This window comes from Pseudomonas campi, from assembly GCF_013200955.2.
GTDB lineage: Bacteria > Pseudomonadota > Gammaproteobacteria > Pseudomonadales > Pseudomonadaceae > Aquipseudomonas > Aquipseudomonas campi.
In genome coordinates this window covers 1,445,041-1,458,213 of the sequence record NZ_CP053697.2, presented here as the reverse complement: position 1 = coordinate 1,458,213, position 13,173 = coordinate 1,445,041, and the positions used below count along the sequence as shown (strand labels likewise).

At 59.9% G+C, this 13,173-nt stretch carries 13 protein-coding genes and 1 pseudogene; 10 read left to right on the top strand and 4 right to left on the bottom strand.

The annotated features are described in order from the left end of the window. Nucleotides 1-9: 9 nt before the first annotated feature. A complete protein-coding gene (locus HNE05_RS06655; protein ID WP_173204623.1) occupies nucleotides 10-534 on the bottom strand; it encodes a transporter suffix domain-containing protein in 525 nt (174 codons plus the stop codon). 410 nt (nucleotides 535-944) lie between these two features. Between HNE05_RS06655 and HNE05_RS06650 the strand changes: the two genes are divergently transcribed. Together HNE05_RS06650 and HNE05_RS06645 are read left to right on the top strand one after the other, a co-directional pair. Beyond that, nucleotides 945-1,340, top strand: a complete 396-nt coding sequence (locus tag HNE05_RS06650) for an ElaB/YgaM/YqjD family protein (protein WP_173204619.1) — start codon at nucleotides 945-947, stop codon at nucleotides 1,338-1,340. 193 nt (nucleotides 1,341-1,533) lie between these two features. Continuing rightward, entirely contained in the window at nucleotides 1,534-2,010 is a 477-nt protein-coding gene (locus HNE05_RS06645) for a PA2169 family four-helix-bundle protein (protein WP_173204617.1), read from the top strand. Between the two features lie 51 nt (nucleotides 2,011-2,061). Here HNE05_RS06645 and HNE05_RS06640 read toward each other — a convergent pair whose 3' ends face one another. After that, nucleotides 2,062-2,466 carry a DUF1801 domain-containing protein gene (locus HNE05_RS06640; RefSeq protein WP_173204614.1) on the bottom strand — a complete coding sequence of 135 codons (405 nt, stop codon included), beginning with the start codon at nucleotides 2,464-2,466 and terminating at the stop codon, nucleotides 2,062-2,064. Between the two features lie 162 nt (nucleotides 2,467-2,628). Next, nucleotides 2,629-2,821: pseudogene (locus HNE05_RS20655) on the bottom strand (winged helix-turn-helix transcriptional regulator). A gap of 473 nt (nucleotides 2,822-3,294) precedes the next feature. Here HNE05_RS20655 and HNE05_RS06630 point away from each other — a divergent pair. Together HNE05_RS06630 and HNE05_RS06625 are read left to right on the top strand one after the other, a co-directional pair. Continuing rightward, nucleotides 3,295-4,110: an FRG domain-containing protein gene (locus HNE05_RS06630; protein ID WP_173204611.1), complete on the top strand. Its 816-nt coding sequence runs from the start codon at nucleotides 3,295-3,297 to the stop codon at nucleotides 4,108-4,110. Nucleotides 4,111-4,112: 2 nt separating this feature from the next. Next, a complete protein-coding gene (locus tag HNE05_RS06625; RefSeq protein ID WP_338053201.1) occupies nucleotides 4,113-5,561 on the top strand; it encodes a GmrSD restriction endonuclease domain-containing protein in 1,449 nt (482 codons plus the stop codon). Nucleotides 5,562-5,695: 134 nt separating this feature from the next. Here the strand turns inward: HNE05_RS06625 and HNE05_RS06620 are convergent, their stop codons facing one another. Beyond that, the gene (locus HNE05_RS06620) at nucleotides 5,696-6,157 is read right to left on the bottom strand and encodes an Lrp/AsnC family transcriptional regulator (RefSeq protein WP_160495428.1); all 462 of its coding nucleotides are present in this window, start codon (nucleotides 6,155-6,157) and stop codon (nucleotides 5,696-5,698) included. Between the two features lie 300 nt (nucleotides 6,158-6,457). Here HNE05_RS06620 and HNE05_RS06615 point away from each other — a divergent pair, with 300 nt between their 5' ends. The 6 genes from HNE05_RS06615 (at nucleotide 6,458) to HNE05_RS06590 (ending at nucleotide 13,158) form a co-directional block, all read left to right on the top strand. Next, a complete protein-coding gene (locus HNE05_RS06615; RefSeq protein ID WP_173204605.1) occupies nucleotides 6,458-7,690 on the top strand; it encodes a 3-methyl-2-oxobutanoate dehydrogenase (2-methylpropanoyl-transferring) subunit alpha in 1,233 nt (410 codons plus the stop codon). Beyond that, nucleotides 7,687-8,739, top strand: coding sequence for an alpha-ketoacid dehydrogenase subunit beta (locus HNE05_RS06610; RefSeq protein WP_173204603.1), 1,053 nt, complete (start codon nucleotides 7,687-7,689; stop codon nucleotides 8,737-8,739). Before HNE05_RS06615 ends, HNE05_RS06610 begins: the two co-directional genes overlap by 4 nt. Next, nucleotides 8,740-10,020, top strand: a complete 1,281-nt coding sequence (locus HNE05_RS06605; protein WP_173204601.1) for a dihydrolipoamide acetyltransferase family protein — start codon at nucleotides 8,740-8,742, stop codon at nucleotides 10,018-10,020. A 4-nt stretch (nucleotides 10,021-10,024) separates the two neighbouring features. Further along, on the top strand, nucleotides 10,025-11,431 hold the full coding sequence (lpdA, locus tag HNE05_RS06600; RefSeq protein ID WP_173204599.1) for a dihydrolipoyl dehydrogenase: 1,407 nt from the start codon (nucleotides 10,025-10,027) through the stop codon (nucleotides 11,429-11,431). 302 nt (nucleotides 11,432-11,733) lie between these two features. Further along, entirely contained in the window at nucleotides 11,734-12,462 is a 729-nt protein-coding gene (locus HNE05_RS06595; protein ID WP_173204597.1) for a hypothetical protein, read from the top strand. Between the two features lie 36 nt (nucleotides 12,463-12,498). Continuing rightward, nucleotides 12,499-13,158: an OmpH/Skp family outer membrane protein gene (locus tag HNE05_RS06590; protein ID WP_173204595.1), complete on the top strand. Its 660-nt coding sequence runs from the start codon at nucleotides 12,499-12,501 to the stop codon at nucleotides 13,156-13,158. Nucleotides 13,159-13,173: the final 15 nt, after the last annotated feature.

Sequence of the window (13,173 nt, the reverse complement as noted above, 5' to 3'; positions counted from 1 at the left end):
GGCGTCGGCTCAGGCCGCGTCGGCGCTGGTGACCCGTGCGGTGCGAATAAACAGCGCACGCAATTTCTCCCAGAAATTGCCACCCAGCACGAAGAAGCTGGCAATCAGCAGGCAATCACCGAACAACTGCAGTGCCCAGTTGTTGGGCCGCAGGCCCGGCGCGATGGCGTCGATATAGGGTTCAAGAAAGGAGGACAGCAGCGGCAGGCAGAACATCACCAGGCCAATACGGTGACGGATAGAGCTCACTTCCTCATCGGCACTGGGCACCAGTCCCGATACGTAGCCGAACAGATGTTGTTTGAGTTCCTGGAATCCAGCCTTGCCCATCACGGCAATCACCAGCAGAAACAACACCTTGTTGATGATGAACAAGGCGCCAGTGAGCGCGGCAATGGTCGAGCCGGGCACCCCAGCGGACGCTGCCAGTGGCACCAGAATCCATAGCGCAGGAATCAGACAGATGATCGCGACGCCCAACTTGAAACGCCATTTCGCAGATTTTGGTGTAGCCGTGGTTTGTGCCGAGCTCATATCCGTCATCCCGTCCCTTGCAAGTGTTGTTCTTAGTTTTATCCCGCGAGAAAGCTTATCAGTTGCCCCTTGCAGCCGAAACGCATGCATTCGACGAAGAGGAGATATTTATGGGGCGAACACCCTCACGCGCAGCGCTCTGGCGGGGTCTATTCCGTTGCAACTCACTTGGATGAGCTGGGCAAAACTGACAGCTACAGGACCGCAAGCCCGTAATGATAGGGCTCGCCTCATCTGTTAAGCCCTTGCCTGCAGGGATTCCTAAGTGGCCAAGCGCCAGCGTTTGCTGACGCACAGACGCAAGGACGTTATGCGCCCACGTTAGTGGCTCACGGCATCCGTCGGACTCGCCCGGCGAGCCACGGCGCCATCGTCGCCATGCGGCAGATACCGCTGCAACAGGAGTCACCATGCACAATCCAACTCACCCTGGGAATTCCGCTACCAACAGCCTCGACACCGGTATTGGTCCTATCGTCGCGGGCCCCATTGCACGAGGCGAGGCAAGCCCGCCCTCGTCAAATGCTTCACGGGAGTTCCACAGTTTTCTGGCCGACATCGAGGCGCTGGTCAAGGACGCCACCTCGCTCACCGGTGAGGATCTGGCACAGGCCAAGTTCAAGCTGAGCGCGCGGATCGCCACAGCCAAGGCTGCCGCCGAGGCTGGCGGTACCAACATCTTGCAGCGTGCCCGGCGAACGGCAGTGGCAACCAATGGCTATGTCCGCGAGCAACCCTGGACAGCCGTGGGCGCCGGGGCGGCGCTGGCCTTCCTGCTGGGCCGAACCTTGAGCAAGCGCGGCTGAAAGCCGATCAACCGGTCGCAGTGTTTGACCGGCTCATGTACAGGCGGCCGCCCCCCTGTACTCAGCCCTTTGCTAAGCGTGATAGCGCACCGACGAGGGCAGCGGCGACTGGCATTTTCTCTCTACCGGCCCCCGCAGACTTCAGCAGAGGTCCCCGAACTAGCCGCCGGCCCCACCGGCAAGGAGAATCGCTATGAGCAGTGACAACCTGGATAAAACCATCGACGTACTCAACGACCTGATCGAAACCAGCAAAGATGGTGAAGCTGGATTTCTCAGCTGCGCCGAGGATGTAAACAGCCTGGAATTGAAAAGCCTGTTCAATCAGCGAGCGCGCGAATGTGCGGCCGCGGCCAAAGAGCTGCAAACCCTGGTGCTCGGCCTCGGCGGCGAGCCGGAGGACGACACCAGCGTGGCGGGCGATCTTCATCGGCGTTGGGTCGACTTCAAGGCTATGGTGACCAAACAGGACGAGAAGTCCGTGCTCCATGAGTGTGAGCGCGGTGAAGACGTCGCCAAGAAACGCTATTCAGAAGCCCTGGAAAACGATCTGCCGCTCGATGTGCGTGAACTGGTCAAGCAGCAGTATGCGAATGTGCTGCGTAATCATGATCAGATCAAAGCGCTGCGCAACAACGCTGACATGCGCGCCCACAGTGATCGCCGTTAGAGCAACGATGGAGGGTGGCGCTAGCGGCAACCGACCAGGGCTCTTCGCGTTTCACTGAGCGGAAGTGTTGAGGGCCACGGCGGCGCGAACAAGTGCCGTCAGGGCCTGCTCATCGAGACTGTCGCCCTGATGAACATCAATGGCACGCCGGGTATTGCCTTCCAGGCTGGCGTTGAAGAGACCGCATGGGTCCGCCAACGCGGCACCCTTGGCGAAGGTCATCTTCACCGCATTCTTGTACGTCTCACCGGTACAGATGATTCCCGCGTGTGACCACACGGGAACCCCGCGCCATTTCACTTCCTCGACCACTTCGGGGTCGGCCTGCTTGATAAGCGCTCGAATCCGCGCGAGCGTCTCACCCCGCCAATCATCCAGTTCCTTGATTTTCGCGTCTATCTGCTCAGAGGCAGTGCCTCCCTCCGCTTGCGTAACGCCGATCGTCTCCTTGTGCATGATGGTGCCTGCCCTGTGCATGGTGGTTAGCGGAGTTCGCGCGTAAGTATCGCCAAGCAAACAAATGCTGCCTGCTCACGGCGCAGCGTTTTCTTCCGGCGGGTTGTCCGCGCGGGCCAGCGCTTCGCGGCTGAAGCCACTTGTGTCAGGCCCCGTCGACACTCAGATCGGCGGCGCCGAGCGCAGCATCACCGACTTGAGGGCGAAGGCCGACTTGATTCCGGCGACGCCAGGGATGCAGGTCAGGGTGGTGGGTATAGCCCTGGATGTACTGCTCGTCTTCCAGGCGACGGACCCGACGCAGGACCGGAGTCATCGACAGGCCGACTTTCAGGGCCAGATAGCACCAGCTCATCCGGTCATCTTTGGCCAGTCGGATCGGTGGTGCCGGGGCAGCACTAGCGATATCACAGCCCTCCCACGAAACGGAACCTGATCGGCTAGGACGTGTGATGGGGACTGTGAGCAGGAGTGAGGGTTATGTGGGCCACGACGGCCAATTTAGCGCCCGCCGGGCAGAAGCATATATTCATGGAAGCCTAAACAAAACCTATTGTCCCTCAACATTTGGTTGTCGAATGCGCTGAATCTATTGTTTGCATTCAATGCATAGTCCCCAAATAGTGACAGAGATGCTACGCAGAAAAATGCGCGCTTGCTCGCTATACAATGACCTGTGTCAGATGCGATTATCTGCGTATGGCGCTGAAATTTTGAATGCATTCTGCATGGATAAACACATTACACAGTGTCAACTGTTCGAGCCTATCCCCGAGAAAGGCCACGACACAGGAGGGGGATGCGTAACAATTATGCTTGGAGCTAATTATGGCTAAAATAAAAGAAAAGAAAATAGTTAAGTTCTCAGAATACATAAGCTACATTGAGACTCTCCAAGAAACAATGAGTGGCTCGCTTTGGTACCGAGGCTCTAACAACAGCTCACACCACTTGATCCCAGGGCTTTACCGTCATAAAAAAAGATCCGGAATGCTTGATCTAAGCAACCTTGAAAGCGAGCTCATCACAAGATTCCAACAGCGCAGCATGCCGTTTACAAATAGGTCTTTCAACGACCCGTGGGAAGCCATCTTCTATATGCAGCATTATCGCCTGCCTACAAGATTGCTTGACTGGACAGAAAACCCATTCATTGCCTTTTATTTTGCGATAGGCAACTCTGCTTATGACATCGCCGCAGATGGCGAGCTTATCTTCACCACTGACGCAACCGTCTGGATATTAGATCCGGTGCGCTGGAATCGACACGCCCTATCCCACCAAACGTATGATCGCGGAATCCTTCTAACCATTGATGAAGAGATGAAGGGGTATGTCCCCAGCACATCGATATCTAAAATGAACAATCATCCAGTTGCACTTTATGGCACACATAACAGCCCCAGAATAGTCGCACAGAGGGGTGTGTTCACTGTTTTCGGCCAAAGCGCCTCAGGAATGGATGAACTTTATACTAGCTCTCGTTTCCCCAAAGACTGCCTCATAAAAATTGTCATACCGAAAGAAAATATTAAATCCCTTAGGGCTGCTCTTTTCTCCTATGGATTCACCGAGTCGGTTGTTTATCCAGATCTAGACGGCCTCGCCCTAGAAATCAAACGCTTTTTTGAGTTCGAGGTGTAATTATGTCAGGCGCAGATACCACGTTTTTCATACGAACCATGGACCCTAAGCCACTTACTTGGTGGAGAGCCAGGCAAAATAAAATTGACATGGAACCACCATATCAGCGGCGTGGTCGACTTTGGTCTCAGACTGACAAAGCGTACCTAATTGATTCCATTCTCAACGGTTTTGACATTCCCAAACTTTACATGGCTGACTTTACCGTCGGAGAGGGTTCCTCTCTGAACAAGAGCAAGCTTCCTTACGCCATCATTGACGGCAAGCAAAGGCTTGAGGCCATCTTTGACTTCTTCCAGAACAAGGTTGTACTTAATCAGGACTTCGTATACCTACCAAACCCCGAATTAAAGCTTGGCGGCTTATCCTACAAGGATTTGTACTCAAACTATTACGAGGTTGCGGAGGTTTTTGAGGTTTTCCCACTTACTATAATGTCAGTTCACGCCTCTACTGAAGAGCCAATAAACGAGTTATTTGTTCGACTAAACAGAAACAAACCACTGACAGGTGCAGAAATACGTAACGCTATGTCTGGCCCCGCCCCAGCCATCATTAGAACTATTCGCGAGCATGACTTCTTTGCAAATAATGTAGCATTTCCGTTTACACGCGGCGCGGACCTTAATGCTGCAGCCAAGATCTTACAGTTTGAGTTTGAGGGCAAGCCTGTAGACACCAAGAAAAAGGTGCTCGATAATTTTGTTTCAAGCATCAAGCTAACCGAGCGCCGGGATCATCTAGAGCTGGCAGCAAGACGAGTAAACGAAAATCTTACAGTCATGTCGGAAATATTCCTACCTAAAGACAAGCTCCTTTCAAGCGGAGGTCTTTTACCGGTTTATTATTGGTTTTGCAGAAATCAGCTTGAAGAAAATTATTACTTAGTCAGAGAATTCCTAGTTCAATTTGAAAACGAAAGAAAGGGCGTTAGATCCATCACTGCCGATCATGCAGACAAAGCAGTAGCAACATTTGTTAAGTTTGATAATTACAATCGCAGCACTAACGACCTAGTGAGTCACCAAGGACGCTTTGAGATTTTACAAGGACTATTTTATGAATGGCTAGAAACACGAAGAGCGCACTCTTTAACAGATGAAACCTCAAAAAGCGCAGCACATAAAAGTCGCAAACCCATCCCAGAAGACATGCACTTTGAAATTAACTGCATGAAAACCGGAATCAACCATGCAGGAATAAAACAAATCACTCACTATGGGAATTCCACTGCCAAATGGAGCCTTACTGTTAGCTCTCTGATTGCGAGAATAGACACTGGAAACGAAGCTTATTACATTACTGACAGAGTGACGGGGAAGCGCTCATATTTAGCCGTCATAAGAGAGACAAATAAAAATCCTTATTTAAAGTCTTACGCTGACAATTCATGGAATGAAAACTTAGATAAACTGGCCACCTGTGATGACGATCTGCGCGTCATCGGTTAATTGCCCAACCAAAAGTAGTCTTTTAGTCGTGAAGGGCTACTTTGGGTCGACAGCCGCTCTATCTAACCGCAACACCGGTCAGCACTTCGCGGCTGAAGCCGCACAGGTGTTGCCGACAGGCAACTCGTCGCTTCTCAGATCGGCGGCGCCGAGCGCAGCATCACCGACTTCAAGGCAAAGGCTGACTTGATTCCGGCGACACCGGGGATGCAGGTCAGGGTGTGGGTGAGGAAGGCCTGGTAGGCGGCCAGGTCCTTGACCACCACGCGCAGCATGTAGTCGGCGTCGCCGGTCATCTGGAAGCAGCTCATCACCTGCGGTGCCTCGACGATGCGCTCCTCGAAGCGGGCGAGGTAGTCGCCAGTCTGCTTTTCTAAGGAGACGGAGACGAACACGCTCATCGCTCCGGACAGGCGCTCCTCGTCGAGGCGCGCAAAATAGCCCTGGATGTACTGCTCGTCTTCCAGGCGCCTTACCCGGCGCAGGGTCGGGGTCATCGACAGGCCGACTTTCAGGGCCAGGTCGCGCCAGCTCATGCGGCCGTCTTCGGCCAGCGCGCGGAGGATTTTCAGGTCGATGCGATCAAGTTCGGACATGGCAGCAGGTTTCTACGATTATTGGTTTTATTAGTTCAAACATACTAATACAGCCGGGCAAACCTAGTGACTTTGGAGCAAAAAACTAGCAGTCGAAGCATATACTGAAATCACAAGAACAACGACGAGGGCCTCACCATGAGTGATGTCACGCACACCCGCCTCTCCTGCCGCACCCACCGCGCGCATGCCCTTTGCGCCTCCGTTCAGCCTGCCCGGCTGCATCCGCCCAGTCCGCCGTCCGCCACGCTCACTCGCTGTTGATCCGTTCCCGATCCGAGTTTTTTGGCTGGAGGCAACATGACTGACTACGCGCCCTTGCGCCTGCACGTGCCGGAGCCCACCGGGCGACCGGGCTGCACCACCGACTTCTCCTACCTGCACCTGTCCGCCGCCGGCAGCGTGCGCAAGCCGGCCATCGACGTGGAGCCCGCCGCCACCAGCGACCTGGCCTACAGCCTGGTGCGCGTGCTCGACGAGCAGGGCAACGCGGTCGGCCCGTGGGACCCAAAACTGAGCAGCGAGCAACTGCTGCGCGGCCTGCGCGCGATGCTCAAGACCCGCATCTTCGACGCGCGCATGACCACCGCGCAGCGGCAGAAGAAGATGTCCTTTTATATGCAGTGCCTCGGCGAGGAAGCCATCGCCACCGCGCACACCCTGGCCCTGCAGGACGGCGACATGTGTTTCCCGACCTATCGCCAGCAGGGCATCCTGATCGCCCGCGACTACCCGCTGAAAGAGATGATCTGCCAGCTGCTGTCCAACGAGGCCGACCCGCTCAAGGGCCGCCAGCTGCCGATCATGTATTCCAGCCGCGAGTACGGCTTCTTCTCCATCTCCGGCAACCTGGCCACCCAGTTCATCCAGGCGGTGGGCTGGGCCATGGCCTCGGCGATCAAGGGCGACACCAAGATCGCCTCGGCCTGGATCGGCGACGGCGCCACCGCCGAATCGGACTTCCACACCGCCCTCACCTTCGCCCACGTCTACCGCGCGCCGGTGATCCTCAACGTGGTCAACAACCAGTGGGCGATCTCCACCTTCCAGGCCATCGCCGGCGGTGAAGGCACCACCTTCGCCAACCGCGGCGTGGGCTGCGGCATCGCCTCGCTGCGGGTCGACGGCAACGACTTCCTCGCCGTCTACGCCGCCTCGCAGTGGGCCGCCGAGCGCGCCCGGCGCAACCTCGGGCCGAGCCTGATCGAGTGGGTGACCTACCGCGCCGGCCCGCACTCGACCTCCGACGATCCGTCGAAATACCGCCCGGCCGACGACTACAGCCACTTCCCGCTGGGCGACCCGATCGCCCGCCTGAAGCAGCACATGGTTGGCCTGGGCATCTGGTCCGAAGCGCAGCACGACGCGCTGCACAAGGAGCTGGAAGGCGAAGTGCAGGCCGCGCAGAAGGAGGCGGAAAGCCACGGCTCGCTGGTCGACGGCCACGTCTTCAGCGCCGCCAGCATGTTCGAGGATGTCTACAAGGAGCTGCCGGAGCACCTGCGCCGCCAGCGCCAGGAGCTCGGGGTATGAATGCCATGAACCCGCAACAGCAAACCGACCAGGCCGTCACCAGCATGACCATGATCCAGGCGCTGCGCTCGGCGATGGACGTGATGCTGGAGCGCGACGACAACGTGGTGGTGTTCGGCCAGGACGTCGGCTACTTCGGCGGCGTGTTCCGCTGCACCGAGGGCCTGCAAAAGAAGTACGGCACCTCGCGGGTGTTCGATGCGCCGATCTCCGAGAGCGGCATCGTCGGCGCCTCCGTGGGCATGTGCGCCTACGGCCTGCGCCCGGTGGTGGAGATCCAGTTCGCCGACTACGTCTACCCGGCCTCCGACCAGCTGATTTCCGAGGCGGCGCGCATCCGCTACCGCTCGGTCGGCGACTTCATCGTGCCGATGACCGTGCGCATGCCCTGCGGCGGCGGCATCTACGGCGGGCAGACGCACAGCCAGAGCCCGGAGGCGATGTTCACCCAGGTCTGCGGCCTGCGCACGGTGATGCCGTCCAACCCCTACGACGCCAAGGGCCTGCTGATCGCCTGCATCGAGAACGACGACCCGGTGATCTTCCTCGAACCCAAGCGCCTGTATAACGGCCCGTTCGACGGCCACCACGACCGTCCGGTGACGCCCTGGTCCAAGCACGCGGCCAGCCAGGTGCCGGAGGGTTACTACACAGTGCCGCTGGACAAGGCGGCCATCGCCCGCCCCGGCAACGCACTGACCGTGCTGACCTACGGCACCATGGTCTACGTGGCGCAGGCCGCCGCCGAAGAGACCGGCGTGGACGCGGAGATCATCGACCTGCGTAGCCTGTGGCCGCTCGACCTGGAGGCCATCGTGACTTCGGTGAAGAAGACCGGGCGCTGCGTGATTGCCCACGAGGCCACCCGCACCTGCGGCTTCGGCGCCGAGCTGATGTCCCTGGTGCAGGAGCACTGTTTCCACCATCTGGAAGCGCCCATCGAGCGGGTCACCGGCTGGGACACGCCCTACCCGCACGCCCAGGAGTGGGACTACTTCCCGGGGCCGGCGCGGGTCGGCGCGGCATTCAAGCGCGTCATGGAGGTCTGAATGGGTACGCATGTGATCAAGATGCCGGACATCGGCGAAGGCATCGCCGAAGTCGAGCTGGTGAAGTGGTATGTGCAGGTCGGCGAGACCGTCGCCGAGGACCAGACCCTGGCCGATGTGATGACCGACAAGGCCATGGTGGAAATCCCCTCCCCGGTGGCCGGCACCGTGCTGGCCCTGGGCGGCACGCCGGGCCAGGTGATGGCCGTCGGCAGCGAGCTGATCCGCCTGGAAGTGGCCGGCGCCGGCAATGCCAAGGCCGGCGAGCCTGCACCCAGCGTGGCGCCGCGAGTAGAGCAGCCGGCAGTTACTGAGACGCCCAAGGCCGTGGCCCCGCCGCCAGCACCCGCAGCGCCGGCGCGCCCCGCCGCCAGTCCGGCGCCCGCCCCGAGCGTACGCCGTGAACCGGGCGAGAAGCCGCTGGCCTCACCGGCCGTGCGCCAGCGTGCCCGCGAGCTGGGCATCGAATTGCAGTTCGTCACGGGCAGCGGGCCGATCGGGCAGATCCGCCATGAAGACCTAGACGCCTACCTGACCCGCGGCCAGGGCAACGCGCCCAGCACCAGCGGCTATGCCACGCGCCACGACGAGCAGGCCATCCCGGTGATCGGCCTGCGGCGCAAGATCGCGCAGAAGATGGCCGAGGCCAAGCGGCGCATCCCGCACTTCAGCTACGTCGAGGAAATCGACGTGACCGATCTGGAGGCCCTGCGCGTGCACCTGAATGGCAAACATGCTCAACAGCGCGGCAAGCTGACCCTGCTGTCTTTGCTGATCCGCGCCCTGGTGGTGGCGCTGCGCGAGCATCCGCAGCTCAACGCCCGCTATGACGACGAGGCCGAAGTGGTCACCCGCTACGGCGCGGTCCATGTAGGCATCGCCACCCAGAGCGACAACGGCCTGATGGTGCCGGTGCTGCGCCATGCCGAGTCCCGCGACCTGTGGGGCAACGCCACGGAAATCACCCGTTTGGCCGAGGCCGCACGCAGCGGCAAGGCCCAGCGCGAAGAACTGTCCGGCTCGACCATCACCCTGAGCAGCCTCGGCGCCCTGGGCGGCATCGTCAGCACGCCGGTGATCAACGCGCCGGAAGTGGCCATAGTCGGGGTCAACCGCATGGTCGAACGGCCGGTGGTGCTCAACGGCCAGATCGTGGTGCGCAAGATGATGAACCTGTCCTCCTCCTTCGATCACCGGGTGGTCGACGGCATGGACGCGGCCGCCTTTATCCAGTCGGTGCGCGGCCTGCTCGAACACCCTGCCAGCCTGTTCCTGGAGTGAGCCTGTGAAGCAGAACCAGACCCTCGAAACCACCCTGCTGATCATCGGCGGCGGTCCCGGCGGCTACGTCGCGGCCATCCGCGCCGGCCAGCTGGGCATCCGCACCGTGCTGGTGGAAGGCGCCGCCCTCGGCGGCACCTGCCTGAACATCGGCTGCATCCCGTCCAAGGCGCTGATCCACGCCGCCGAGGAGTTTTCCAAGGCACGCGAATTCGCCGGCCATTCGGCGCTTGGCATCAGCGTGCAGGCACCGAGCATCGACATCCAGCGCACCGTGGCGTGGAAGGACGGCATCGTCGACCGCCTCACCAGCGGCGTCGCCGCGCTGCTGAAGAAGCATGGCGTCACCGTCGTGCAGGGCTGGGCGAAGATCGTCGACGGCAAGACGGTGGCAGTCGATCTTCCCGGCGGCAACAGCCAGCAGATCCATTGCGAACACCTGCTGCTGGCCGCTGGCTCGAAGTCGGTGGAACTGCCGTTCCTGCCGCTGGGCGGCAACGTCATCTCCTCCACCGAGGCCCTGGCGCCGCAGACGCTGCCCCAGCGCCTGGTGGTGGTCGGCGGCGGCTATATCGGCCTGGAGCTGGGCACCGCCTACCGCAAACTGGGCGTCGAGGTGACGGTGGTGGAAGCGCAGCCGCGCATCCTGCCGAGCTACGACGAGGAGCTGACCAAGCCCGTCGCGGCCGCGCTGCGCAAGCTGGGCATGGAGCTGTACCTCGGCCACAGTGTGCTGGGTCTGGAACCCGGCGGCCACGGCCTGCGCGTGCGCGACGATCAGGGCGCGCAGCGGGTGATCGAGGCCGACCAGGTATTGGTCGCCGTCGGCCGCCACCCCAACACGGCTGGCTGGAACCTGGAAAGCCTGGGCCTGGACATGAACGGCCGCGCAGTGAGGATCGACGAGCAGTGCCATACCTCGATGCGCAACGTCTGGGCCATCGGCGATATCGCCGGCGAACCGATGCTGGCGCACTGCGCCATGGCCCAGGGCGAAATGGTCGCGGAAATCATCGCTGGCAAGCGCCGCGCCTTCACCCCCGCGGCCATCCCGGCGGTGTGCTTCACCGATCCGGAAGTGGTGGTGGTCGGCCAGTCGCCGGACCAGGCCAAGGCCGCCGGGCTGGACTGCATCGTGACGAGCTTCCCCTTCGCCGCCAACGGCCGCGCCATGACCCTGGAATCCAGCGACGGCTTCGTCCGTGTGGTGGCGCGCCGCGACAACCACCTGATCCTCGGCTGGCAGGCGGTGGGCAAGGCGGTGTCGGAGCTGTCCACCGCCTTCGTCCAGTCGATCGAAATGCACGCGCGCCTGGAAGACATCGCCGGCACCATCCACGCTCACCCGACCCTCGGCGAAGCGGTGCAGGAAGCGGCGCTGCGGGCGCTGGGGCATGCGTTGCATATCTGAGGGTGTGATTGCTTGACGGGCTGCTGATGGGGGCGACCTCGACAGCGCCCTGCTTTCCTACTTCCCATCAGCTCGCCAAATAAATTGCTCGAACAGCTCAAGCTGCGTAGACGGCTGCATCACTGCGCCATGAGCACTCCGGCGGCAGGCCGAAATCGGCAAGATGAAACACACCGCCCTGCCCCCAGTGAAGCCCATTGTCAGCGGCGCCAAGGCTCATTTACTGTGTCCCCACATCTCTTCGAGATATGCCCAGGCAGGAAGCCTCGCCCAGGCTAACCCCAAGCACTACGGGAGCATGGATGAAAAGAAACCTGAGCCTGGCACTGCTGCTGGTGGTCGCGTCGGGCTGGTATGCCTGCCAGCGTCTGCAAGCGCCATCACCACCCCAGCAGCCGACTGCTGGCGCCCCGCCTCTGCAAACCGTCAGCCTGCCCAGTCAACCGGTCATCGGTGTATCGGGCAGCAGGCTCATCCACAGCAGCACAGCGCAATCTGGAACCACCGCCGCCGGGCAGATCTTCACCCCACCGCCGGGCGCCCACACTCTGCTCAAGCTCGGCTTTCGTTTTCACCAATTCAATAATGACGGCTATCAACCCGAGATCAGCTACCAGATCATGCTCGCCGAGTGGCAGGTTGACCGCCCTTCCCCCGTCGAGATCTGGGCCAGCCCTGCGCAAACCCTGCCCAGCATCAGTGAAACGTTCAAATACAGCTGGCAAGAATTCGATGTACCCCGTATCAAGCTGTCTGCAGGCAAGCAATACATTGCCTGGGTTACCCTGAGCGACTTAGGCAACCCACCGGGCATCAGCATCGGCATTCCCGACATGGGGCCTCGCTACCGTACCTCGCCCGCCACCGATCCCAATGCCGTGCCCATCCATACCTATGCGGAGGGGCGCGCCGCCTTCTTTCGCGAAGCGAATCCAGATGGCAGCCGCACCAAGATGACCGACTTCGCCTGGGAAGAGCAAAAACCCGGAGACAATCTGTTTTTCCGCATGTTGTTCGAGCGCGCGCCCTGATTACCCTTCTGTCCTCATGTGAAAAAGGAGCTTTACATGCATCTCAGAATCATGACCCCAGCCCTGCTGGCCCTCTCCCTGACCGGTTGCAACGACATCTTCAACAGCGGGCCAAGCTGGGCCCTGGCCAACAAGTCCAAGATCCAGTCCGCCGTCAGCGAAAACATCAAACAACTCAACCCTTACCCCGCCGAACTGGATAGCGCATACCAGGAGGCCAAAGAAGAATACGAACGCACCAACAGCCAGATATCCGAGCTCAAGCGCAATGGCATGCAACGCTGCATGAACCTGCAGGTCGAACAACCGGAAAAACAGCCACCACAGCCCATGCAACGCATGCAGCCACCGCCCATGCCCAGCTATGCCTACGGCTCGCTCAGCGCAAACTCCAGGGCAAATCCGCAAGTGCAGGCATGTATCCAGAACCTGGAAAAAGACCAGCTGATTCTCGACCTCAAGGCCAAGGCCCAGTCCTTTAATCAGCTACAGCAACAGCGCCGTGAACACGACCTCAAAGTACACAAGATCGTGGACGCTTCTATCGACACGGCCATTGCCAGCTATGCACGCGAGCACGGTTTCCGCCTCATCATCAGCAACGAGCAGAGCATCCTCTACAACCAGAATCAGCAAGTGCTGGATGTAACCAGCGGAGTTATCGAGCTGCTCCAGCAGCCCGCGCCAACCCAGTAGCACGCTCTACCCCCC

What these genes read in the sequence shown, in the direction of transcription:
- HNE05_RS06655 (WP_173204623.1), bottom strand. Translation starts at nt 534, where the DNA reads ATGAGCTCGGCACAAACCACGGCTACACCAAAATCTGCGAAATGGCGT.
- HNE05_RS06650 (WP_173204619.1), top strand. Translation starts at nt 945, where the DNA reads ATGCACAATCCAACTCACCCTGGGAATTCCGCTACCAACAGCCTCGAC.
- HNE05_RS06645 (WP_173204617.1), top strand. Translation starts at nt 1,534, where the DNA reads ATGAGCAGTGACAACCTGGATAAAACCATCGACGTACTCAACGACCTG.
- HNE05_RS06640 (WP_173204614.1), bottom strand. Translation starts at nt 2,466, where the DNA reads ATGCACAAGGAGACGATCGGCGTTACGCAAGCGGAGGGAGGCACTGCC.
- HNE05_RS06630 (WP_173204611.1), top strand. Translation starts at nt 3,295, where the DNA reads ATGGCTAAAATAAAAGAAAAGAAAATAGTTAAGTTCTCAGAATACATA.
- HNE05_RS06625 (WP_338053201.1), top strand. Translation starts at nt 4,113, where the DNA reads ATGTCAGGCGCAGATACCACGTTTTTCATACGAACCATGGACCCTAAG.
- HNE05_RS06620 (WP_160495428.1), bottom strand. Translation starts at nt 6,157, where the DNA reads ATGTCCGAACTTGATCGCATCGACCTGAAAATCCTCCGCGCGCTGGCC.
- HNE05_RS06615 (WP_173204605.1), top strand. Translation starts at nt 6,458, where the DNA reads ATGACTGACTACGCGCCCTTGCGCCTGCACGTGCCGGAGCCCACCGGG.
- HNE05_RS06610 (WP_173204603.1), top strand. Translation starts at nt 7,687, where the DNA reads ATGAATGCCATGAACCCGCAACAGCAAACCGACCAGGCCGTCACCAGC.
- HNE05_RS06605 (WP_173204601.1), top strand. Translation starts at nt 8,740, where the DNA reads ATGGGTACGCATGTGATCAAGATGCCGGACATCGGCGAAGGCATCGCC.
- HNE05_RS06595 (WP_173204597.1), top strand. Translation starts at nt 11,734, where the DNA reads ATGAAAAGAAACCTGAGCCTGGCACTGCTGCTGGTGGTCGCGTCGGGC.
- HNE05_RS06590 (WP_173204595.1), top strand. Translation starts at nt 12,499, where the DNA reads ATGCATCTCAGAATCATGACCCCAGCCCTGCTGGCCCTCTCCCTGACC.